12 protein-coding genes are annotated in these 21,875 nt (G+C 72.1%); 2 read left to right on the top strand and 10 right to left on the bottom strand.

From position 1 onward, the window contains the following. Positions 1-14 precede the first annotated feature (14 nt). From Aco04nite_RS03955 to Aco04nite_RS03935, 5 genes are all read right to left on the bottom strand, one after another. Positions 15-5,159, bottom strand: coding sequence for a non-ribosomal peptide synthetase (locus Aco04nite_RS03955; RefSeq protein WP_212995789.1), 5,145 nt, complete (start codon positions 5,157-5,159; stop codon positions 15-17). Then, positions 5,159-6,829, bottom strand: a complete 1,671-nt coding sequence (locus Aco04nite_RS03950) for a condensation domain-containing protein (RefSeq protein ID WP_212995788.1) — start codon at positions 6,827-6,829, stop codon at positions 5,159-5,161. The genes Aco04nite_RS03955 and Aco04nite_RS03950 overlap by 1 nt, the downstream gene beginning before the upstream one ends. Next, positions 6,826-10,137 (bottom strand): non-ribosomal peptide synthetase, encoded by a 3,312-nt coding sequence (locus Aco04nite_RS03945; protein ID WP_212995787.1) that lies wholly within the window; start codon positions 10,135-10,137, stop codon positions 6,826-6,828. The genes Aco04nite_RS03950 and Aco04nite_RS03945 overlap by 4 nt, the downstream gene beginning before the upstream one ends. 39 nt (positions 10,138-10,176) lie before the next feature. Next, positions 10,177-11,499, bottom strand: coding sequence for an aspartate/glutamate racemase family protein (locus tag Aco04nite_RS03940; protein ID WP_212995786.1), 1,323 nt, complete (start codon positions 11,497-11,499; stop codon positions 10,177-10,179). Positions 11,500-11,586: 87 nt separating this feature from the next. Next, positions 11,587-12,861 carry an MFS transporter gene (locus Aco04nite_RS03935; protein ID WP_212995785.1) on the bottom strand — a complete coding sequence of 425 codons (1,275 nt, stop codon included), beginning with the start codon at positions 12,859-12,861 and terminating at the stop codon, positions 11,587-11,589. Between the two features lie 153 nt (positions 12,862-13,014). Here Aco04nite_RS03935 and Aco04nite_RS03930 point away from each other — a divergent pair, with 153 nt between their 5' ends. Then, positions 13,015-14,727 carry a condensation domain-containing protein gene (locus Aco04nite_RS03930; RefSeq protein WP_212995784.1) on the top strand — a complete coding sequence of 571 codons (1,713 nt, stop codon included), beginning with the start codon at positions 13,015-13,017 and terminating at the stop codon, positions 14,725-14,727. 68 nt (positions 14,728-14,795) lie between these two features. On the opposite strand, the gene Aco04nite_RS03925 is transcribed toward Aco04nite_RS03930, so the two are convergent. Next, on the bottom strand, positions 14,796-15,512 hold the full coding sequence (locus Aco04nite_RS03925) for a sulfotransferase-like domain-containing protein (protein WP_212995783.1): 717 nt from the start codon (positions 15,510-15,512) through the stop codon (positions 14,796-14,798). A gap of 122 nt (positions 15,513-15,634) precedes the next feature. On the opposite strand from Aco04nite_RS03925, the gene Aco04nite_RS03920 reads away from it, so the two are divergent. Continuing rightward, on the top strand, positions 15,635-18,235 hold the full coding sequence (locus Aco04nite_RS03920) for a penicillin acylase family protein (RefSeq protein ID WP_212995782.1): 2,601 nt from the start codon (positions 15,635-15,637) through the stop codon (positions 18,233-18,235). A 55-nt stretch (positions 18,236-18,290) separates the two neighbouring features. Here Aco04nite_RS03920 and Aco04nite_RS03915 read toward each other — a convergent pair whose 3' ends face one another. The 4 genes from Aco04nite_RS03915 to Aco04nite_RS03900 form a co-directional block, all read right to left on the bottom strand. Next, positions 18,291-18,968: a response regulator transcription factor gene (locus Aco04nite_RS03915; RefSeq protein ID WP_212995781.1), complete on the bottom strand. Its 678-nt coding sequence runs from the start codon at positions 18,966-18,968 to the stop codon at positions 18,291-18,293. A 109-nt stretch (positions 18,969-19,077) separates the two neighbouring features. Continuing rightward, complete coding sequence (locus tag Aco04nite_RS03910; protein ID WP_212995780.1) at positions 19,078-20,139, bottom strand: hypothetical protein; 1,062 nt, start codon at positions 20,137-20,139, stop codon at positions 19,078-19,080. Then, complete coding sequence (locus Aco04nite_RS03905; RefSeq protein WP_244875729.1) at positions 20,132-20,686, bottom strand: SigE family RNA polymerase sigma factor; 555 nt, start codon at positions 20,684-20,686, stop codon at positions 20,132-20,134. The genes Aco04nite_RS03910 and Aco04nite_RS03905 overlap by 8 nt, the downstream gene beginning before the upstream one ends. Then, positions 20,683-21,720, bottom strand: coding sequence for an endo alpha-1,4 polygalactosaminidase (locus tag Aco04nite_RS03900; protein ID WP_438874892.1), 1,038 nt, complete (start codon positions 21,718-21,720; stop codon positions 20,683-20,685). The genes Aco04nite_RS03905 and Aco04nite_RS03900 overlap by 4 nt, the downstream gene beginning before the upstream one ends. Positions 21,721-21,875: the final 155 nt, after the last annotated feature.

Raw genomic sequence — 21,875 nt, 5'->3', positions numbered from 1 at the left:
TCCTCCGTGCGCGGTCATCGGCGCGCGTACTGACTGCGGTCGATCCGGGTGATGAGGGGAGCCGGGGCCGCCGCCGGGGTGGTGGAGCCGTCGATCAGGGTGGCCAGCGCGGCCACCGTCGGTCCCTCGAAGACGGCGCCGAGCGCGATCCGCGTCCCGAACGTCTCGCTGACCCGGGCCTGGAAGCGGGACAGCATCAGCGAATGCGCGCCCAGGTCGAACAGGTTGTCGTCGCGGCCCAGCTCGGGCAGGCCGAGGAGATCACTGAGGATCGCGGCGACCTGGTGCTCGGTGGGCGTACGCGGAGCCTCGCCCTGGCCTGTGGCCCCCAGCTCCGGTGCCCGCAGCGCCGCCCGCTCCACCTTGTCGTTCGCGTTCAGCGGGTAGTCGGTCACCCAGACGAACCGGGCCGGCACCATGTACGCGGGGAGGATCTTGCGCAACGAGTCGCGCAGTTCCTGCTCCGCGGCGCCGCGGTCGAAGGCTGCGTTGGCCATCCGGTGCCGGGCCTGCACGTGAGCGACCAGCGCGGGTGCGCCGGCGATCGTGTGCACGGTGGTGACCGCGCGGCTCAGCAGGGGATGCCGGCCGAGCTCCGCGTCGATCTCGCCGAGCTCGATCCGGAAACCGTTGACCTTCACCTGGTCGTCGATCCGGCCGAGCAGCTCGATGTCGCCGTCCGCGCTGCGCTGCCCGAGGTCACCGGAGTGGTAGAGCCGGGCGCCGGGCCGGTCGGAGTACGGGTCGGGCACGAACCGGTCAGCGGTCAGCGCCGGCCGGCCGTGGTAGCCGTCCGCGAGCCCGTCCCCGCCGATGAGCACCTCGCCGACGACCCCGACCGGGACCGGCTCGAGGTTCTCGTCGAGCACGTGCACCGTGGTGTTGGTGAACGGCGGGCCGAGCGGTGTGTAACGCTCGGGCAGCTCGGTGACCCGGGTGCCGGTCGAGTAGATGGTCGTCTCGGTCGGGCCGTAGCAGTTCCACAGTGCCCCGCCGTATTCCAGCAGGCGTCGGGCCATCGCCGGGGGGAGCGCCTCGCCGCCGCTGATCACCGTCGTGCCGGCCGGGTTCGTCCAGCCGTGGTCGAGCAGCAGCTGCCAGGTCGCCGGGGTGGCCTGCATCGTCGCGTACGCGCCGGTGTCCAGCCGTTCCCGCAGCTCCGAGCCGCTCTGCGCGATCGCCCGGGACACGACGTGCATGACGCCGCCGGTGATCAGCGGCATGAAGATCTCCAGGACGGAGATGTCGAACGAGAACGTGCTCACGGCCAGCCAGCGCTCACCGGGAGCGGGGTCCAGCGACGCCCGCATCGAGACCAGGAAGTTCGTGAGGGCGCGGTGCGGGATGCGTACGCCCTTGGGCCGCCCGGTGGAGCCGGAGGTGTAGAGCACGTACACGCTGTGAGCGGGGCTGACGGTCACCTCCGGCGGGCCGGCGGGCCCGCTCTTGCTTTCGTCGAGGCTGACGTCGTCGATGGTGAGCACCAGCGCGGCGTTCGCGTCGGCAACGATGTAGTCGAGCCGGGCCGCGGGCAGATCCGGGTCCAGCGGCAGGAACGCCGCGCCCGCCTTGAGGACGGCGAGCGTCGCGACGACGGCCTCCACGGACCGGGGCAGGCGCAACCCGACGAGATCGCCGGGGCGTACCCCGCGGTTGATCAGGTCGTGGGCCAGCCGGTTCGCGGATCGGTCCAGTTGCGCGTACGTGATGGTCCGCACCGGCCCGCCGTCGTCGAACACGACCGCGGGTGCGTCCGGTGTCGCGGCGGCCTGGTCGGCGACCCGCAGGTGCGCGTGCCGGTCCACGTCGTATTCCGTCGCCGTGTCATTACCCAGCAGCAGCAACTCCGTCCGCTGCTCCGGGGTGAGCAGGGGGAGCCTGCCCACCGGGGTCTCCGGGGCGTCGGCGGCGGCCGTCAGCAGCGTGCGCAGCTGCACCGCGAACCGTTCGGCCGACGCGGCGTCGAACAGGTCGGCGTCGTACTGAAGCATGCCGCCGAGGACACCGTCCACCTCCGCGACGGTGAGCTGGATGTCGGCCTGGGCGCTGACCGGTTCCAGGACCACCGGCGCCAGGGTGAGGCCGCCGAGGTCGAGGCGGGCGTCGCGATGGCCGAGCAGGAAGCCGGCCGTGGCCGCGCCCTGGGTGCCGTGCGGCTGCTGCCACGAGAACAGCGCCTGCACCAGCGGGGGACGGCCCGGTTCACGCCGGACCCGCAGCCGCTCGACCACCTCGGCGAGGGGCAGGGCGGCGTGGTCGAGGGCGCGGGACACCAGCCCGGCGTTGCGCCGGACCATGGCCGCGAAGCTCTCCCGGGCGTCGATCCGGCCGCGCAGCGCGACGGTGTTGACGAACAGGCCCACCGTGCCGGCCGTCTCGGCCCGGCCACGCCCGTGGGTGGGGGAGCCGATCAGCAGGTCACGCTTGCCGGAGTGCCGGGACAGGAAGATCTGGTACGCGCTGAGCAGCACGACGTACGGCGTGGTGCCGTACTCGCGGGCGAGCGTACGCAGCCGCTCCGACGTGCCCGCGTCGAGGTGGAACCGGTGCGCGCCACCCCGGTACTCCCGATACGACCCGGACGGCCGGTCGGTACGCAGTTCCAGGTCGGTCGGTGCCCCGTCCAGTTCGGCGCGCCAGAAGTCCCACAGCCGCTCGGTCCCGGCCGCGCCGAGATCTTCGGTGAGGCGGCGGTCGAGGGTCGCGAAGCCGGGCGGGACCGGCATGGCTGCCGCCGGCCGGCCCGTGAGCTCGTCGCGGTATCCGGTGTCCAGCTCGCTGAGGACGAGCTGCATCGACCACATGTCGCTGACCAGGTGGTGCATGACGAGAACGAGGTGGTGCTCGCCGGGGCCGGTCGCGAACAGCTCGGCGCGGATCAGCGGCCCGGTGGTCAGGTCGAACGGGCGGTGCGCGGCCTCGTTCATCCGCGCGGTGAGCTCGGCCCCGGTCCATCCGGTGGCGTCGTGCGTCGCGAACTGCGGTGGCAGGGTGGGGTGGATCCGCTGCACGGGCTCGCCGGCGACGGCCGGGAAGGTGGTGCGCAGCGCGGCGTGCCGTTCCACGACCCGGCCCAGGGCCCGGTGCAGTGCGCCCGCGTCCAGCTCGCCGGTTACGGCCGCGGCGACGCTGATGTGGTACGCGGTGCTGTGCGGGGCGAGCTCGGCCATGAACCACATCGCCCGTTGCCCGGCCGACGGCGGCTGGTCCCCGGTGGCCTCGTCATCCGGCTGCCCGGCCGTCGAGCGGGGGCGCTTGCCGATCGACTCGGTCAGCGCGGTGATGGTGAGGTCGGCGTCGTCCTCGTCGAGGTCGACGTGCAGCTCGGTCTGGACGCTGTGGCGCAGGCGCAGCAGGTCCAGCGAGTCGAGCCCGAGGTCACCGAGGGGCCGGTCGAGCGGGACGTCGGCGGGCTCGTCGCCGAGCAGCTTGGCGACGGCGGTCCGCAGCAATCCTGCGACGTCGTTCCCGTCCGCTGCGACTGTCTTCGCCGCGGCGCGCCCGCCGACCACCGTGAGGGTGCCGTCGAGGTAGTCGCGGCGGCAGGCGTGCCGGGCGACCTTGCCGCTCGAGGTGCGCGGCAGCGTCGAGGCGCGGATCAGCACGACCGCGGCGGGCCGGACCTCGTGACGCTGCGCGACGGTCTGCCGGATCTGCTCGGCGAGCGCGACCAGGTCCTCGTCCTCGTGGCCGCGGACGAGTTCGTGCACGATCACGAGGCGTTCCTCGTCGTCCTGCTCCACGGAGAACGCGGCACCGCCGTTGCCCTTGAGCATCGGCGACACGGTCTCGACGGTCTGCTCGATGTCCTGCGGGTAGTGGTTGCGGCCGCGGACGACGATCAGGTCCTTGCGTCGCCCGGTGACGAACAACTGCCCTTCACGGACGAAACCGAGGTCGCCCGTACGCAGGAAGCGCGTGCTGTCGTCACCGGCGAGCGTGGCGCCGAACGTGTCGGAGACCGCGTCGGCCCGTTTCCAGTAGCCGCGCGCGACGCTGGGCCCGTTGACCCAGATCTCGCCGACCTCTCCCGGCTCGGACAGCTCCGCGGTCTCCGGGTCGACGATCCGCAGCGTCTGCTCGTCGGGCAGCTCGCCGGAGCCGACCAGTTCGCCGGTGGCGCCGCTGCCGGCCGGGGCGGGCGTGGTCACGATGCCCGCGCCGGTCGGTCCGGCGGTGACCATCAGGGACGCCTCGGCGAGGCCGTAGCAGGGCAGGAACGCGCTGGGCCGGAAACCGGTCGCGGCGAACCGGTCGGCGAACGCGGCCAGGGAGCGGGCCCGCACCGGCTCGGCGCCGTTGTAGGCGACCTCCCAGGAGCTGAGGTCCAGCGTCCGCAGCTGCTCGTCGGTGATCCGCTCGACGGCGAGGTCGTACGCGAAGTTGGGCCCGCCGGTGACCGTGGCCCGTTCGCGGGAGACCACGTCCAGCCAGCGGTACGGGTCCTGGGCGAACGTGGCCGGCGCCATCAGCGACATCGAACCGCCCCGGTGCACGGTCGTGAGCACCGAGCCGATCAGCCCCATGTCGTGATAGACGGGCAGCCAGGACACGCCGCGCATGTCGGGGCGCAGGTTGAACACCCGCTGGATCATCGCGGTGTTCGCGAGCAGGTTGTCGTGGCTGAGCACGACGCCGCGCGGGGTGGCGGTGGAGCCCGAGGTGTACTGCAGGAAGGCGATGTCGTCGCCGCGCAGTGCCGGCTCCCGGAAGTCGTCGGCGGAGGAGTCCGGCACGTTGTCGGTGGAGCACACCCGCAGGGCGTCCGCGGCCGGTACGCCGGCGAGCCGCCCGGTCATCCGGTCCTTGAGCGCCGCCGTGGTCAGGGCCACCTCCGCGCCGCAGTCCTGCAGGATCGCGAACAGCCGTTCGACGCTGCGCGGGTGGCGGGTGGGCGGATACGCGGGGACGGCGATCACCCCGGCGTAGAGGCAGCCGAAGAACGTGGCGACGTAGTCCAGCCCGGCCGGGAACAGCAGCAGGGCGGTGCGCCCGCGGAGCCCCTGCCGGAGCAGCTCGGTGCCGATCGCCCGGGCCCGGCGGTCGAGCGCCGCGTAGTCCAGCGTCACCGCCTCACCCGGGCGCTCGGTGTGGAAGCTGAACGCCCGCTTGCCGGGTTGCTGCTGCGCAGCGGTGGAGAGCACCTCACGCCAGTTCATCACGACACCTCGCCTCGATTTGATTCCGCCGCCGACAGAGCCTTCGCAGGCAGGGCAGCCGCCAGCTGCCGGACGGTGTGCTCGCCGAGCATCACGTCCAGCGGCAGCTCGAGCCCGTGCCGGCGGCCCTGCATCACCACCCGGACAGCGCTGAGCGACGTGCCGCCCAGCGCGTAGAACTCCTCGTCGACGCCCACCGACGGGCGGCCCAGCACCTCGCACCACAGGGTGCGCAGCAGCATCTCGGTGGCGCCTTCGGCCACGGTGCCGGTGGACAGCGGCGTCACCGCGGCGACCGGCTCCAGGTCGTACGGGTCCTCGTCGAACGGCGACGCGGGCCGTTCGTCGGCGACCAGCACGCTCAGGCCGGCGATCGTGACGTCCGGGTCGGCCGCGGCCGCGGAGACCACCTCGTCCAGCGAGCGGGACACCAGTTCGACGGTCTCCGCGGTGAACAGGTCGGAGCGGCCGAACAGGTTGCCACGGACCACGTCGCCGTCCTCGAGCAGATCCGCGACCAGGTCGAACGGTGCCTTGGCGTGGGCCAGCAGCACCGGCTCCAGGGCGACTCCGGGAATCTCGCCGAGGGTCAGGCGCACCTCGGCGGGCACGACCGCCATCCAGGCCTGCACGAGCGGCGTGCGGCCGACCCGCCGCGTCGGGCGCAGCCGCTCCACCAGCAGCTCGAACGGCACGTCCGGGTTCGAGTACGCCGCGATGCACCGGTCGCGTACGTGGCCGAGGAGTTCCTTGAAGGTCATCTCCGGGCGTACCTCGAGGCGGATCGGCAGGGAGTTGACGAAGAAGCCGATCAGCTCCTCCAGATCCTCCTCGGAGCGCCCGGCCATGGGGATCGCCACCACCAGGTCCTGCTGCCGGCTCCACCGGGACAGCACCGCCGAGTACGCGGCCAGCGCCACCATGAACGGGGTGCCCCCGCCACCGGGCGTCGCGTCGAGCAACGCGGCCAGCAGCGGCGCCTTCAACTCGACCGGCGCGATCACTGCGTCGAAGGTCGGACGGTCCGGGGCGGCATGGTCGCGTGGCAACCGCAGCGGCGGCAGCCCGGCGAGCCGCTCGGTCCAGAAACCGATCTGGGGTTCGAGGGCGCCGGAGGAGAGCTGTTCCTGCTGCCACAGGGCGTAGTCGGCGTACTGGAGCGGAAGCTCGGGCAGGACCCCGTCGCCACCCTCGACCAGCTGGGCATAGCTGGTGGTGATGTCCTTGAGCATCACGGTCAGCGACAGCCCGTCGCTGATGCTGTGGTGCATCGAGGTGAGCAGGATGTGATCGTCCGGGCCCAGCCGCAGCAGGAAGCATCGCAGCAGCGGGCCCTGGGCCAGGTCGAACGGCGCGGCGCGCAGCTCGTCGGCGCGGGCCCGGGCACCGGTCAGGCCACCGTCCACGTCGATCACCGGCAGCGGCATCGGCTCCGGCGCGCGGACCACCTGAACGACCTCCGCGCCGTGCAGCCGGATCACGGTGCGCAGCACCTCGTGGCGCTCGACGACCCGGGTCAGTGCCTCGGCGAGCAGCTCCGGGCGGATCGGGCCGCGCATCCGCAGCGCGACGTTCATGCTGTAGATCGTGCTGTCCGTGTCCGTCTGCTCGAGCAGCCACAGCCGTTGCTGGCCGTAGGACGCCGGCAGCTGGTACAACTCCTCGCTCATTTCTGGTCCACTCCTGCCTGGTCGGTCGGGGTGATGCGGTAGCGGCTGCGGTCGGTGCGGCGCAGTGCGGGGGCCGGGGCCCGGCGCGCGGCCTTCGTGATCGCCGTGGCGACCCCGCGCGGGGTCGGCGCGGCGAAGAGCTCGCTGAGGGAGAGCTCGACGCCGTGCTCCGCGCGCAGCCGCGTCAGGATCCGGATGGCGAGCAGCGAGTGACCGCCGAGCTCGAAGAAGTTGTCGGTGGCGCCGATGTTCTCGCGCTCGAGCACCTGGCCCCAGACCCGGGCGACCGCGATCTCCAGGTCGGTGGCGGGCGCCTCGTGCGCGGCGCCGGAGGTGCCCGGCTCGGGCAGGCGTTTGCGGTCCAGCTTGCCGTTGGGGCTCAGCGGCCACTCGGTCACCGCGACGAAGACCCCGGGAACCATCGGCGCCGGCAGCCGCTCGCGCAGGTGCTCGCGCAGCACCGGGGACAGCTCGTTCGCCTGCCCGGCGTCCGACGTGGGGAGCACCCACGCGGTGAGCGACGAGCCGGCGGGGCCGGTCCGGACGCCCACCACGGCCGAGTCCACCGCGGGATGCCCGGCGAGCACCGCCTCGATCTCGCCCAGCTCCATCCGGACGCCGTTCAGCTTGACCTGGTTGTCGATGCGGCCCAGGTATTCCAGGCAGCCGTCGTCACGCCAGCGGGCCAGGTCACCGGTGCGGTAGAGCCGCTCGCCGGACCCGAACGGGTCGGGCACGAACCGGTCGGCGGTCAGCCCGGGCCGGTTCCAGTAGCCGCGCGCCACGGGGACACCGCCGATGAGCAGTTCGCCCGGGAGCCCGTACGGCGCCAGCGTTCCGGTGCGGTCGACGACGTAGAGCCGCGCACCGGCGATCGGGCGGCCGATCGGCACCCGGGCTCCGACACCCTCGGTGCTCGGGAACCACGACACGTCCACGGCTGCCTCGGTGGGGCCGTACAGGTTGTGCACCGGCACGCCCGGGAGCAGCCGCTCTGTCTCGCGGACCAGCGCGGCGGGCAACTCCTCGCCACTGCACACGATGCGGGTCAGGGAGGTGCACTTCGCGACGTCGCGGGAGGCCAGGAACAGAGCCAGCATCGACGGTACGAAGTGCAGGATCGTGGCACCGGAGTCGACGATCGCCTCGACGAGCCGGTCCGGGTCCCGGTGCACGCCGGGGTTGACCAGCGTGACCGTGCCACCGACCATGAGCGGCCAGAACAGCTCCCACACCGACACGTCGAAGCCGATCGGGGTCTTCTGCAGGACCCGTTCGCCGACCTCGAGGCCGAGGGTCTCGTGGTGCCAGAGCAGCCGGTTGACGACGGCCCGGTGCTCGTTCATCGCGCCCTTGGGCCGCCCGGTCGACCCGGACGTGAAGATCATGTACGCGAGGTCCCGCCCGGTCAGCTCGACACCCGGCGCGGTTGCCGGCGAGGCTGCGATGACGAAGGCGTCCCGGTGCGGGCAGATGATCGCCGGGCCCGCCGCGCGCATGGTCTGCAGCAGTTCGGCGGAGACCGACGTGGTATCGGTGACGACCACGTCCGCGCCCGAGTCCTCCAGCATCATCGCGATCCGTGCCGACGGGTACTCGGTCTCCAGCGGCAGGTAGGCCGCACCGGACTTGAGCACGGCCACCAGCGTGACCATCAGCTCCACGCTGCGCGGCAACGCGACGCCGACGACCCGGCCCGGTCCCGCACCACGCTTGCGCAGCACGTTCGCCAGCCGGTTGGCGCGCACGTCGAGCTCGGCGTAGGTCAGCTCGGCCGCGCCGAACTTCACGGCCACCGCGCCGGGGGTCCGGGCCACCTGCTCCTCGATGTGGCCGTGCACGGTGGCCGGTCCGCGGTTCAGTGCCGGTGTCGCGGCACCGCTGAACTGCTCGACCAGGCGGGTACGGTCATCCGCGCCGAGCACGGTCAGCTCCGAGAGCGGCGTACCCGACTCGACCTGGTCCAGCACCTCGACCAGCGCCGCGGCGAGCCGCCGGACCGAGGCAGCGTCGTAGACGTCGGTGTTGTACTCCACGCACCCGTCGATGCCGCCGTCCACGCGGGGCACGAGATCCACGGTCAGGTCGAACTTCGCGGTGGTGCGCCCGAGCCGGACCGGGGTCAGCTCGACGTCGCCCATCGCCACGCTCGGCCGGGGGTTCTCGTAGAACTGGAAGAGGTGGCGCAGCAGCGGGGAGCGTCCGGTCGCGTCACGGTCCGGCTTGAGCACCTCGACGAGCCGGTCGAAGGGCAGATCGGCGTGGCTCTGCGCGTCCAGGACGGTGCCCCGGGTGCGGCGTACGAGGGTGGCCAGATCGGGGTCGCCCGTCAGGTCGAGGCGCAGCGGGAGGGTGTTGACGAAGAAGCCGGCGAGCGCCGCGATCTCGGCCCGGCCGCGACCGGCCACGGGGGTGCCGACGACCAGGTCGTCCTGGCCGCTCCACCGGTGCAGGACGGCGCCGAACGCGGCGAGGCCGACGGCGAACGGGGTGGTGTGCTCACGTTCGGCGAGCCGGGTGATCCGGGCGGCGGTGCCGGCCGGGACGGCGAAGTCGAGGGTCGCCCCGGCGAATCCGGCCTGGGCGGGGTGCGGCCGGTCGGTGGGCAGGTCGAGCAGGGGTGCACCGGTCAGCTGCGTACGCCAGAAGTCCTCCTGGGCCTTGGCGGCCGGGGACTCGAGCCATTCGCGCTGCCAGACTGCGTAGTCGCCGTACTGGACGTCCAGCGGGGGCAGGTCGGCGCCCGCGTAGAGCTGGATGCCCTCGCCCAGGATCAGCTCCACCGACCATCCGTCGGCGACGGCGTGGTGCACGGCGAGCACGAGCAGGTGGGTCTCCGGGGCGGCGCGCAGGCAGGCGACGCGCAGCATCGGCCCGTTGGCCACGTCGATGGGCTCGGCGGCGATCTGCTCGGCGCGGGCCAGCGCGGCCTGCTCGCCGTCCACGTCGATGACGGGCATCGGCACCGGCGCCCACGGCTGGACGATGCCGATGCCGTCGCCGTCCCCGTCGGAGCGCAGCACCGTACGCAGCGCCTCGTGCCGTTCGACCACCCGGCCCAGCGCGTCCGCTAGCCGCTCGTGGTCCAGCGGGCCGCGCAGCCACGCACCGGCCGCGATGATGTAGACGGGGTCGCCCGGCTTGAACTGGTCGAGGAACCAGAGCCGTCGCTGGCCCGGCGACAGCGGCACCGGACCGTCGCCGGTACGCCGGGTGATCTCACCGGCCCGCGGCGAGCCGGTGTCGTTCTCGGCGCGCAGCCGGCGCATCAGCGCCCTGCGTTCCGGGGTCAGTGTTGCTCTTCCCACGTGGATCAACCTCCTGGTGCTCGGATCGGGGTCTGGCTCTCAGTTCACGCCGTGGGCGCTGCGGTCGTCCTCATAGATGGCCGCGAGCCGGCGGGCCACCAGGTCGAGCGTGTCGATGAACCGTTTCGACGACTTCTGCCGTTGCTTCTGCGCGGCGAACAGGATGGACAGCTCGGTCAGCGCCAGGACCACCGTGTCGGTCCGCGCCGCCTGATTGACCAGGTCGCGCATCCTGTTGAGGGTGGGGCCGGCGACGCCCTCGATCTTCACCGAGAAGGCCAGCTGCTGGATGGCGTCCAGGTGCCGCGGTGACGGCACGTTCACCTCGAACTCCGCGGCGAGGTCGCGGAACGTCGTGAAGTCGGCCACGGAGGCGGTCGCGAAGAGGTCGAAACTCCGGACGTCCTCCTGCCGCAGGTAGCGGGCGGTCTCCTCCGCCGTGGAGACGTACGTGACCCCGTGCTGCGCGCAGATCTTCCTGATCTCCGCCTCGAAGTACTGGGTCGTGTTGCACGCGACGCTGACCACGGTGGCGCCGTTCGCACACAACCGCTCGATGGCGCTGGTCACCGTGGCGCGGACCTCGTCGACCCGGTCGAGCAGCTCCATCGACAGCCCCATGTCGGGCACGGACTCGACCAGCACCCGGGGGAAGCTGACGTCGCCGCGGAACTTGATCTGCCGGCTCTCCCGGATCCCGCGATTGAGCTTCTCCCAGAGCAGCATCCCCGCCTCGGGTGAGTTGCCGGTCAGGATGCCGATCGCCTGACCGCGAGCCGGGGTGACCCGCGTGCCGGCGGCTACGTCCTCGACCCGCGTGTTCGCCTGCACCGCGAGGAACTGCTCGGGGACGAACTCGACGGCCCACTCGAGGTGCCCGAGATTCGTCATCATCGTGTACGGCGGGAAGCTGCGCTCGATCACACCGGCGTCGAAGAACTGGGTGACCTCGGGGTGCCGGGCGAGCGCGAAGGGTGTCACCGTGCCGTAGCCCATCCCGAAGCGCTGCCGGACCTCCTGCTCGTCGATCCGCAGGAACGGTGCCCGCAGGATCGCGGCGACCTTGTCCTCGTCCAGCTTCTGATGCCCGCGGATGTGGAACGCGACGTAGCGGGCCGGACCGGGGGCGTCGACGCGACCGAGCGCGGATTTGAGCTCGTCCCGCAGCGGGATGCCCACACCGCCCAGGCGCTTGCGGCGGCTCGCGGCGTCCGCGCAGCTGCGCACCGGGGGATTGCGGGAGACCAGGTGCCACACGTTGCCGGCGGTGAGGACGTCCAGATTGGCGGCGACCTCGGGAGGAATCGCGTTCTCCGCGAACGTGACGTCCGCTGGGCGATCCGCGCGCGTTTGCACGCTCATCTGACAGCTCCTTTCGTGCCGAGGCTCCGGCACCATCGGCATCGATCGTCCGGGAATGCGCGTGGGGGATGGAGTCGGTGAAACCCCTTACTGCGAAAGGCGATCAAGGCGGCGCACCGTACGCGTGAGCACCGGCACCGCCGACCCCACCAGGACCAGCGGCGCGCACCAGAGCACCGCCCGGGCACCGAACCGGTCGACGAGCAGACCCGCGGCCGTCGACCCCACGGACAGCGACCCGAAGGCGATCAGCCGGTAGCTGGCGGTCATCCGCGCGAGCAGCCGGTCGGGGGTGAGCCGCTGGCGCAGGGTCATGGCGATGACGCTCCCGCCGGCCGCTCCCGCGGAGCCCAGGAAGAACGCCACCGCGCACCGCACCAGCCCCGCGGTGCCGCCGCCGGCACCCGGGAGCAGCAGGTAGGACAGCGTCGAGAACGGCAGCACCAGCGTGAATGTCCTGCCGAAACCGAAGCGGCGCAGCACCGCCGGCGTGAGCAACGCACCGGTCGCCGCACCCAGCCCGCCGACCACCATCACCAGGCCGTACCGGGTGCTGCCCTGGCCCAGCTCGCGGACGAAGTGGATCAGGAACGCCACACCGAGCAGCGCGTACCCCGCGTTGTAGATGCCCGCATGGATCACCACCCGGCGGATCACCGGCTGGCCCAGCACCGCGCCCAGCCCGTCGGTGATCTGCCGCCGTACCGACGCGCGCGGCTCGGGCGCCGGTGGCTCCTCGCGCCGCCGGACCAGCAGCAGTGCGCTCGCCGAGACCAGATAGGACAGTGCGTCGAACACCAGTGCGCCTGCCGGCCCGAACGCTCCCGCCGCCCAGCCGGCCACCCCCGGGCCCGCCGTGTTACCGACCGCCTGGTTGGTGGCGAGCATGCTGTTCGCCGCGGGCAGCTGGTCCGCGGCGACGACCCGCGGCAGGTACGCCGACGCGGCGATGTCGTGCAGCACCGTCGCCGCCCCGCCGAGCGCCGCGACCAGGAAGACGTGCCACAGGTCGAGCGCCCCGGTCAGGGCCAGCAGCGGCACGGCCAGCACCAGCACCAGCCGGATCAGGTCGGTCGACACCAGCACGGGCAGCCGGGCCCGCCGCTCCAGCCACACCCCGGCGAGCAGCGGCAGCAGCACGAACGGCGCGGTGTAGCAGGCCTGCAGCAATCCGATGTCGGTGCCGCTGCCGTTCATCGTGGTGAGCACGAGCAGCGGCAGGACCACGCCGGTGATCTGCGACCCGACCTGCGAGACGGCATCGCCGGTCCACAACGCCCGGAAGTCATGGTTGCCGCGCCACGGCGATCGCGGTGGTGGCGGGTCGTGCGGCGGTGCCGTCCTGGTGATGGTGCTGGTCATCGTGCCTCCCGCGGGTCGGCCGAACGGTCCGGGTACGGGCACCGTCCCATCGGAACCGGCCGCGCAGGAGTCCGGGATTCTCCCGATCACACCCGGAGCCACCGGGGCCGCACGATGGGTACTCGACGGACTCCGATGGGGATGAGGCGCGTGATGAGATGGCGTGAGGTGCTCGCCGGGGCCGCGGTGAGGCACTCGGACAAGCCCCCTGAGCACCGGATCGGCGCCGGCCGCGACCGGACCGACAGCATCGCGGAGTTCCTGAGCGTCTGCGTCGCCGAACGCACCGGTGGCGACCCCGGGTCCGTCCCGCTCGACCGGCCGTTCAGCGAGCTCGGCCTCGACTCACTCGACCTGCTGCGCCTGCGGCACCACGTCCAGAGCCGGTTGCACGTCGACCTCGGGGAGGGCCGGAACTCCGGACGGGGGATCGCGGCGCTCGCCGCGGAGATCGCCGGGCGGCCCCGGACCGTGCCGATGACCGATTCCGGTGAGAGCGTCGGCGACTTCCCACCGACCGCGGGGCAGCGCGCCACGTGGCTCCTCGCTCAGCTGGCCCCGGACAGCTCCGCCTTTCACCTCAGCACCGCCGCCGAGGTCACCGGTGACCTGAACGCCGAGGCCCTGCATCGCGCGCTGACCCGGGTCGCGCACCGCCATGCCGCTCTGCGCACCACGTTCCCCGCCATCGACGGCGAACCGGTGCAGCGGGTCCACGCCGTTCTCGCCCCCGCCTACGCCGGGCACGACGCGACGACGTGGACCGATGAGGAGCTGGCGGCCCGGTTGCGTGCCACAGCGCACCGGCCCTTCGAGCTCGCCCCGGGGCCTTTGGTACGCCTGGAGCTGTTCCACCGAGGGCCCGCCGACTACCGCCTCGTCCTCGCCGTCCACCACCTCGTCGCCGACCTGTGGTCCCTGGAGATCCTGCTCCGCGAGCTCGACGCCGCCTACCGCCACGAGATCGGCGCCGGACCCACCTGCCACCCCGTCGCGGTCCCGGGCTTCGCCGTTGTGCAGCCTTGGATCGACAACCAGCTGGACGCAGCCACCGTCGCCGGTGCCGAGGACTTCTGGCGTACCGAGCTCGAGGGCGCGCCCACCGTGCTCGAACTGCGCACCGACCGGCCACGCGGTCCCGGGCAGCGCTTCACCGGCGGGGTGAGCCGTTTCCACCTCGACGCCACGACCTCGGCGCGTCTCGGCGCGCTCGCCCACGCCCTGGGCACGACGCTCTACGTGGTCCTGCTCTGCGCGTTCCAGGTGCTGCTCTCGCGCACCACCGGTCAGCGGGACCTGCTGGTCGGGTCGCCGGTGCACGGCCGCACCCACGCCGAGACCGCCGGCACGATCGGGCCGTTCACGACCACCGCCGTGCTGCGTGCGCGGATCGACCCGGGGGAGAGCTTCGCCGACCTCGTCCGGCGCGCCGCGGTACGCGTACCGCGTGCCCTCGACCAGGCTCTGCTCCCGCTGCCCCGGCTGGTGGACGAGCTGCGCGTACCCCGTGACCCGGGCCGCCCCCCGCTGGTCCAGGCACTGTTCACGCTGCAGCGCCCCACCGGGCCGCCGGGCGACGCCCTCGCCGGCTTCCTCCTCGGGCACCGGGAGTCGCGGCTGGACATCGGCGGGCTCGACCTGCTGCCGGTCCCGTTGCCGGACGGCGCGACCCGGTTCGACCTGCAGCTCACCGTCGCCGAGGTCGGCGGCGTGCTGGGCGGGCTGCTCCAGTACGACGCCGAGCTGTTCGACGCGGCCACCGCCGAACGCCTCTCCGGGCAGTTTCGCACCCTGCTCATCGCGGTCTGCGAGGACGCGGACCGCCAGATCGGGCGGCTGCCGCCCGGGCCGCACCCACCGTCCTGACCCTCGATGACGTCGCTGTGGAACGACGAGGGCCGCTCCCCACCGGGGAACGGCCCTTCCGGCATCGCTCAGGCGGTGACGAGGCGCTGGGCCCGCAGCAGCTGGTAGAACGGCTCGTGGTGAGCGCTGAACGCGGCGAGCCGCGGGTCGTTCTCCACCGTGCTGGCGTACTGCGAGGTCCGGGCGCTGAACCCGGTGCTGGCGGCCACGTCCTGGTGCCACCGGTCGCTGCGCTCCCACTCGGGGCGGGCACCGGCCTGCCAGCTCAGCGCCTCCGGGCGGAACGGGAGCCCGACCTCGGCGCAGTAGTTCGCCATCGTGGCCTCCGGTGCGGTGACCAGGTCGGCCGAGTCGATCACGACCGCCGGAGCACCCCCGGCCACGCGGACCGCCTCGAGAATCTCGTGCTGGTTCTCGATGCCGATGTCGGAGACCCGCATGTCGGGCTTCAACGCGTAGAACGACGAGGCCACCTCCGCGGGCGTGCGGATCAGGAACGTGTGCTGGGCTTCGCGCAGGAACGCCGTGTCCGCGAGGATCTCCGGGTAACGCTGGTCGGTGGTGTCCTTGAAGAACACCGTACGGGTCCGCGCGATCCCCGTGAGAACCTCGATCAGCTCGGCCGGGGTCCGCACGACGCGGTCCAGCACCGTCGTCTCCCCGAAGTCGACCAGGTTGCACAGCGGCTCGTGCAGCGCGACCACGTCACCGTGCTCCACCATCGAGCGGAAGAACGCGGTGGATCGGGACCGCGGCGCCGCCCACAGCGCGATGATTCCAGTCATGTCGTAGCTCCCTAGAAAGACGGTTCAGCCATCCTCGCCACCGTCCCCCGGGAAGCCCCCGCGGCACATGTCAGGGATGTTCCCGGCTGTCCGTGCCGCTCGCGCGCGAGAACGGTGGGGGTATGACCGACGTGATCGCCAAGCCCGTCCAGGGCACATCACCCGACGCCCCGGCCGTGGTGCCGTCCCGGCGTCACCGCATCCTGCGCCGCTGGCGCCTCGCCGCCTGGTTCACCGTCGCGACCCTCGTCGTCGTGGTGGCCGGGGCCGGCCTGACCGCCACCTGGCTGGTGCGCCGCTCGTTGCCGCAGTACACGGGCACCCTGGCCGTGCCCGGACTGAGCGGGCCGGTCCGGGTGGTCCGGGACGGGCTCGGCGTCCCGCAGATCTACGCGGGAACCCCGCACGACCTGTTCCTCGCCCAGGGCTACGTGGCCGCCCAGGACCGGTTCTGGGAGATGGACATCCGCCGGCACATCACCGCCGGGCGGCTGGCCGAGCTGTTCGGCGAGGGCCAGGTCGAGACGGACGCGATGATCCGGACCATGGGCTGGCGACGGGTGGCCGAGCAAGAGGTCACGATGCTGTCGCCGCAGTCGAGGGCACACCTCGACGCGTACGCCGCCGGCGTCAACGCCTACCTGAAGGACCACAGCGGATGGAGCCTCAGCGCCGAGTACGGCCTGCTGGGCCTGACCACCGAGGTCCCCGCCCCGGAGCCCTGGACGCCGGCCGACTCGCTCTCGTGGCTCAAGGCGATGGCGTGGGACCTCAACGGCAGCATGTCCGACCAGATCCGCCGCTCGCTGATGTCCGCGACGCTGACCCAGGAGCAGGTCGACGAGCTGTTCCCGGACTACGACTACCAGCGCTGGCCGACCACGATCGCGGCGGGCGCGTCGACCGGGGGCGCCGGCGGGGGCAGCGGGCAGGCCTTCACCGACGAGCAGCTGGGCGCCGTGGGCAGCTCCGCGCAGGGTGCCACGGCGATCGACGGGGTGCTGGGGGAGCGGGGCCGCAGTATCGGCTCCAACGCGTGGGCCGTCGCCGGGTCGCGGACGACGACCGGTAAGCCGCTGCTGGCCAACGATCCGCACCTCGCGGCGTCGCAGCCCGGCGTCTGGTACCAGTCGGGGCTGCACTGCGAGAAGGTGACGGCCGGGTGCCCGTACGACGTCGCCGGTTTCGGGTTCGCCGGTCTGCCGGGCATCGTCATCGGCCACAACGCGAACGTCACGTGGGGCTTCACCAACCTGGGGCCCGCCGACACCGACCTGTTCCTCGAGAAGATCACCGGCGGCACGTACGAGTACCGCGGCGCGCAGGTTCCGCTGACCACCCGTACCGAGGTCATCAAGATCGCCGGCGGTGAGCCGCGGACCATCACCGTCCGCGCCACCCGGCACGGCCCGATCATCTCCGACGTCTACGACCGGGTGAAACAGGCCGGTGACGCCGGCCGTGAACCCGGTATCGCCCCGGCCCCCGGCGGCTACGCGGTGGCGTTGCAGTGGACGGCGCTGGACCCGCACCCCACCCTCGACGCCGTCTTCGCCCTCGACACCGCCACCGACTGGACGTCGTTCAGGGCCGCCGCGGCGAAGTTCTCCGTGCCGTCGCAGAACCTGGTCTACGCCGACACCGCGGGCCACATCGGATACCAGGCGCCGGGCCTGATCCCGGTCCGCGCGAAGGGCGACGGCACCGCCCCGGTGCCGGGCTGGACCGGTGAGTACGACTGGACCGGTTACCTGCCCTTCGACGACATGCCCACCCAGCTCGACCCGCCGTCGGGCTACATCGTCAGCGCCAACAACGCCGTCGTCGGGCCGGAATACCCGCACCACATCACGTCGGTGTGGGGGGACGGCTACCGCGCCGCCCGGATCACGAAACTGATCGAGGACGCCGGGAAGCTCGACGCCGCGGCGATGCGGCGCATCCAGCTGGACACCCACAACGGCAACGCCGAGGACCTCGTGCCGCGGCTGCTCGCCGTGACCCCGGGCGAGGGGGCCCGCAAGGCACAGGCACTGCTGCGCGACTGGAACTTCGACCAGCCGGTGGACTCGGCGGCGGCCGCGTACTTCAACGCGGTCTGGGACCGGATGCTCGAGCTCACGTTCGAGGCCCGCTTCGCCGGTACGCCCTACGGCAAGGGCCCCGACGGCGGCGGCCTCTGGTACGAGATCGTGCGCAAGATGCTGGCGCAGCCCGATTCGATGTGGTGGCAGAACACGACCGATCCACGCGGGTTGCGTACCCGTGACGATGTCTTGATCGCTGCCATGAACGACGCGGCCGCGACGCTGTCCGGAAAGCTCGGCACCGACCCGGCGCAGTGGCGCTGGGGTGACCTGCACCAGCTGACCCTGCGCAACCAGACGCTCGGCACCGGCGGGCCGGCACCCGTGCAGTGGCTGCTCAACAGCGGGCCGTTCGAGGTCCCCGGCGGCACCGCGGCGGTCGACGCAACCGGCTGGGACGCCCGGGAGGGGTACGAGGTCAACTGGGTCCCCTCGATGCGCATGGTCGTCGACCTGAGCAACCTGGACGCCTCCACGTGGGTGAACCTCACCGGTGTCTCGGGGCACGCCGCCGACGAGCACTACGACGACCAGACGGCATTGTGGCGCACGGGCCGTACCGCGCCGTGGGCCTTCACCCGCTCCGCGGTGGACGCCGCCACCGAGGACGAGCTGACCCTCACGCCCGGAAGCTGAGCACACGGAACAGCCCGAGCCGCTGGGCTCGGGCTGTTTCGCGGGGGCATGCTGCTCAGGCGGCCTGCGACTCGGCCGGGCCCAGCCGGAAACCGACGCCGTGCACCGACTGGATGAGCCCGGGCCGGCCCAGCCGTCGCCGCAGCCGGGCCACCACGGCGTCGACCACATTGGAACGCGGGTCGGCCATCTCGTCCCAGCAGCACTCGATCAGCTCGCTACGGGTGATGACCTGATCGGCACGGGTGGCGAGCAGCTCCAGCACCGCGAACTCCTTCGCCGACAACGAAACCGGCGCCCCGCAGAGGGTGACGGCCCGGCGTGACAGGTCCAGGCTCAGGTCACCGGACCGGACGAAAGCGGGCCGCGTCTCACCGGTACGCCGGCACAGCGCCCGGACCCGGACCGCCAGTTCGGCCAGAGCGAACGGCGCGCTCACACAGTCGTCCGCGCCGGCCGCGAAACCCTCGATCCGCTCGGCCGGGTCGTCACGATGGCTCAGCAGCAGGATCGGGGTCCGCACGCCGTCACCGCGCAGCGCGCGCGTCATCGCAGCGCCGTCACCGTCCGGCAGCCGGCGATCGACGATCAGGGTGTCGTACCGCGTGCAGGTCTGCTTGAATTCACCGTCCGCGGCGTCGTGCGACCGGTCGACCGCGAGGCCGGCAGCGCGCAGGGCGGCCACGAGACGAGCGGCCAGGATGTCGTTGGCTTCGATGAGCAGAACCCTCATACCGTCCCCTTCGCACGCCGAACGGCCGACTTCTCCGGCCGTACCCATCACACTCCGGCGTGCCCCCGCTGACAGGTCGGGCAAATCCCCGACGTGGTGACCAGACCGCTCATTCGGGGTCGGAACGGTTCAGGATGTGTACGCCCGATGCGAACCGGGTCAGTTCCGTGTCGGACACGGTGAGCCCCGCGCTGACGGTGATCTCCAGCGTGGCGTCCCAGTCGGTGACGTCGACGGCCAGCTTCGCGCCGTCCGCGTCCCGGGTGAGCTGGGCCTTGTACTTGCCGGCCTTGCCCGTGGTGTCGGTCAGCTGCTGCCGTTTGCGCAGCACCACAGCGATCGTGCCGGAGCTGTTCCGGAAGGTCATCCTCGACGCGGTGACCGTGTCCGCCGCCAGCCCCGACGGGGTGAGGTCGAGCGTGAACGGCGGCAGCACGGCGATCGAGGCGGACGTCAGTGAATCGGCGAGGGCGACGACCTGTTTCGGCGTGTACGTGTCATCGGTGGCCAGCTGGATCCACCGGCCCGCGGATTCCTGCCAGAAGAGGGTGAGCTGCTTCGCGGGCTGCACGTCGACCGTCCGCAGGGTTCCGGAGTGGCCGCGTACCTGCTTGGCCGACTCCGTGGCGGACGTGGTGAACGACGGTTTCCGGCTCGACACCGTGATCGTGATGTCGGCGTGGTCCTGCAGATCGGTGGCCTCGAAGAACGCGATCGGAGTGCCGTCGCGCATCGACGCGACGGGAGCGCTCATGCCGTCGGTGGCCGGGAGTGTGTAGGGGAACGTCGGTGCGGTCCAGCCGTCGACCAGGCGGAGCGTGTTCGTGGTGGGTGCCGACGATGAGGGTGTGCGGGCCGGGGACCTGCTCGTCGCCGGCGAGCGCGAGGAAGAGGGGGACGCCGCGGCCGAGGGCGAGGTGGCCGGGGCGGGGGCTGCCGGCGCAGGGCCCTGGGTGGGTGCGACCACCGGCTGATCGCGGGTGGCGAGGACCACGCCGAAGGGTACGCCGAGCGCCAGCACGGCGGCCGCGGTGGACAGCCCGGTGGCGACCCGGCGGCGGTGGTGGCGGCGGGACCTGCGGTGCACCGAGCTGAGCAGCCCGCCGTCCGAGGGAGCGTGGTCGGCGGCGCTCCGCATCGAATCCGCGAGCAACCGGTCCAGGTCATCCATCGCCGTACACCCCCTCCTCGCTCAGCAGTTTCCGCATCCGGGCCAGTGCCCGGGCAGCCTGCGACCGTACCGTCGACTCGCCGCAGCCCAGCAGGGCCGCGATCTCGTTGTCCGGCAGGTCGCAGTAGAAGCGCAGCACGAGCACGGCCCGTTGCGCGCGGGGCAGCCCGGTCATCAGCTGCCACATCTGGTCGCGGGCCAGGACCCGTTGCTGCGGGTCGTCGGGGCCGGCCCGCTCGGGGACCTCGGCGAGAATCGCCTCGCCCGCCGAGCGGCGCCGCCGCCAGGACAGGTACTGCCGCACGATCGCCGTCCGGACGTAGGCCTCGGCGTGGTGCATCGCGGTGATCTTGTCCCAGCGGCGGTGCATCCGGGCGAGGACCTCCTGGACGAGGTCCTCGGCCAGGTGCGCGTCCCCGGACAGGACGTACGCGAAGCGCAGCAGCGCGCGTCCCCGGCCGTGCACGAAGTCGTCGAAGCCCTCCGTGACGCCGGCGGACATGCTGCCGGTGTCACGGAGGAAGCCCGTCTCGGTGGGACGGCTCAACAGCTCTTGAACACGTACGAACCCGATCCCGGGGTCGTCACATCGACGTCGCGCAGCACGATCGAAAGCTTACTGCCGAACGCCGAGCAGGCCTTGGTGAACTCACTCTGCGTGTACTCGATCACGATCACATTGTTACCGTACGTAGCCGTGTAGTTCTCGCACTCGTCGAAGTCGGCGCATTCCTCGGCGACCGCGAAGTCGAACCCGGCCTGCTTGGCGTTCGCCGTGCTCAGGTCGGCGGTGTTCTTCTGCCCGACGGCGAGGCCCTTGCCGTGGGCGTAGGCGGTCAGCGACGCGGCGTACGCGATGGCCTGAGACTCGGTCAGCAGCCCCTTGGAGCGCGTGTACGAGTCCAGGTTGTCCGGCTCCACGGCCTGGAAGCCCTTGGTGGCGCAGCCGTCGATCCACTCGCCGACGACCGTGGTCAGCGCCGCCCGCTTCGCCGCGGTCGAGAAGTCCAGCAGGATCTCGTTCCAGTCCTTGTCGATGACCAGGTTCCCGCTCGCGTCCTTCAGCAGCAGCTCGGGGTGGTTCGTCTTCCACCAGGAGTTGTCGTCGGGCTGCGCCTGGAACGCGTTGACGTAGCAGATGTTGTAGAGCCCGGCGGCCACGTTCGAGGTGCGGTCACGGCTCACGACGCTGACACCCGCGGGCGGCGTGTACGCCCCGCCGATCTGGTAGTCGAACGTTCCGTTGGCCGGCGGCGGGGTCCACGTACCCGTGCTCGCGGGCTTTGTCGGTGTCGCCGAAGGCGTGGCCGTGGGCGTCTGCGTGGGTGTCTTCGTCGGGGCGGATGTGGCTTTTGTCGGCGTCGGCGTCGGCGCGGCGGTCGTCGGTGACGGCTTCACCGTGGGTGAGGGCGCCGCCGAGGTCGTGCTTGCCGTGGGCTTGGGCGTGTGCCGTCCGCCGCCCTGCCACGGCTTGTGCGTACCCGCGTCGGCGGTGCCGATACCGATACCGGCGGCGACCACTGCGACGGCCGCGACGGCCATCCCTACCTTGAGCCGGCTGCGCCTGCGGTGCATTGCCATCGGGGGAAACTCCTTGCGTATCGGGGTGCAACTCCACCCCTTGAACGCGGTGGGCCCCGCCGGCTGCTGCCGCCGGGACGGAATTTCTTTGCGTTACCGGCCGGTCACGGCTCCGCACGATGGAGGTGGTGCCCGCGTGGGACGGTGCCCATGCT

Source organism: Winogradskya consettensis, assembly GCF_018332715.1.
Lineage (GTDB): Bacteria > Actinomycetota > Actinomycetes > Mycobacteriales > Micromonosporaceae > Actinoplanes > Actinoplanes consettensis.
The sequence above is the reverse complement of the archived record's forward strand: the minus strand, read 5'-3'. Positions and strand labels throughout refer to the sequence as shown.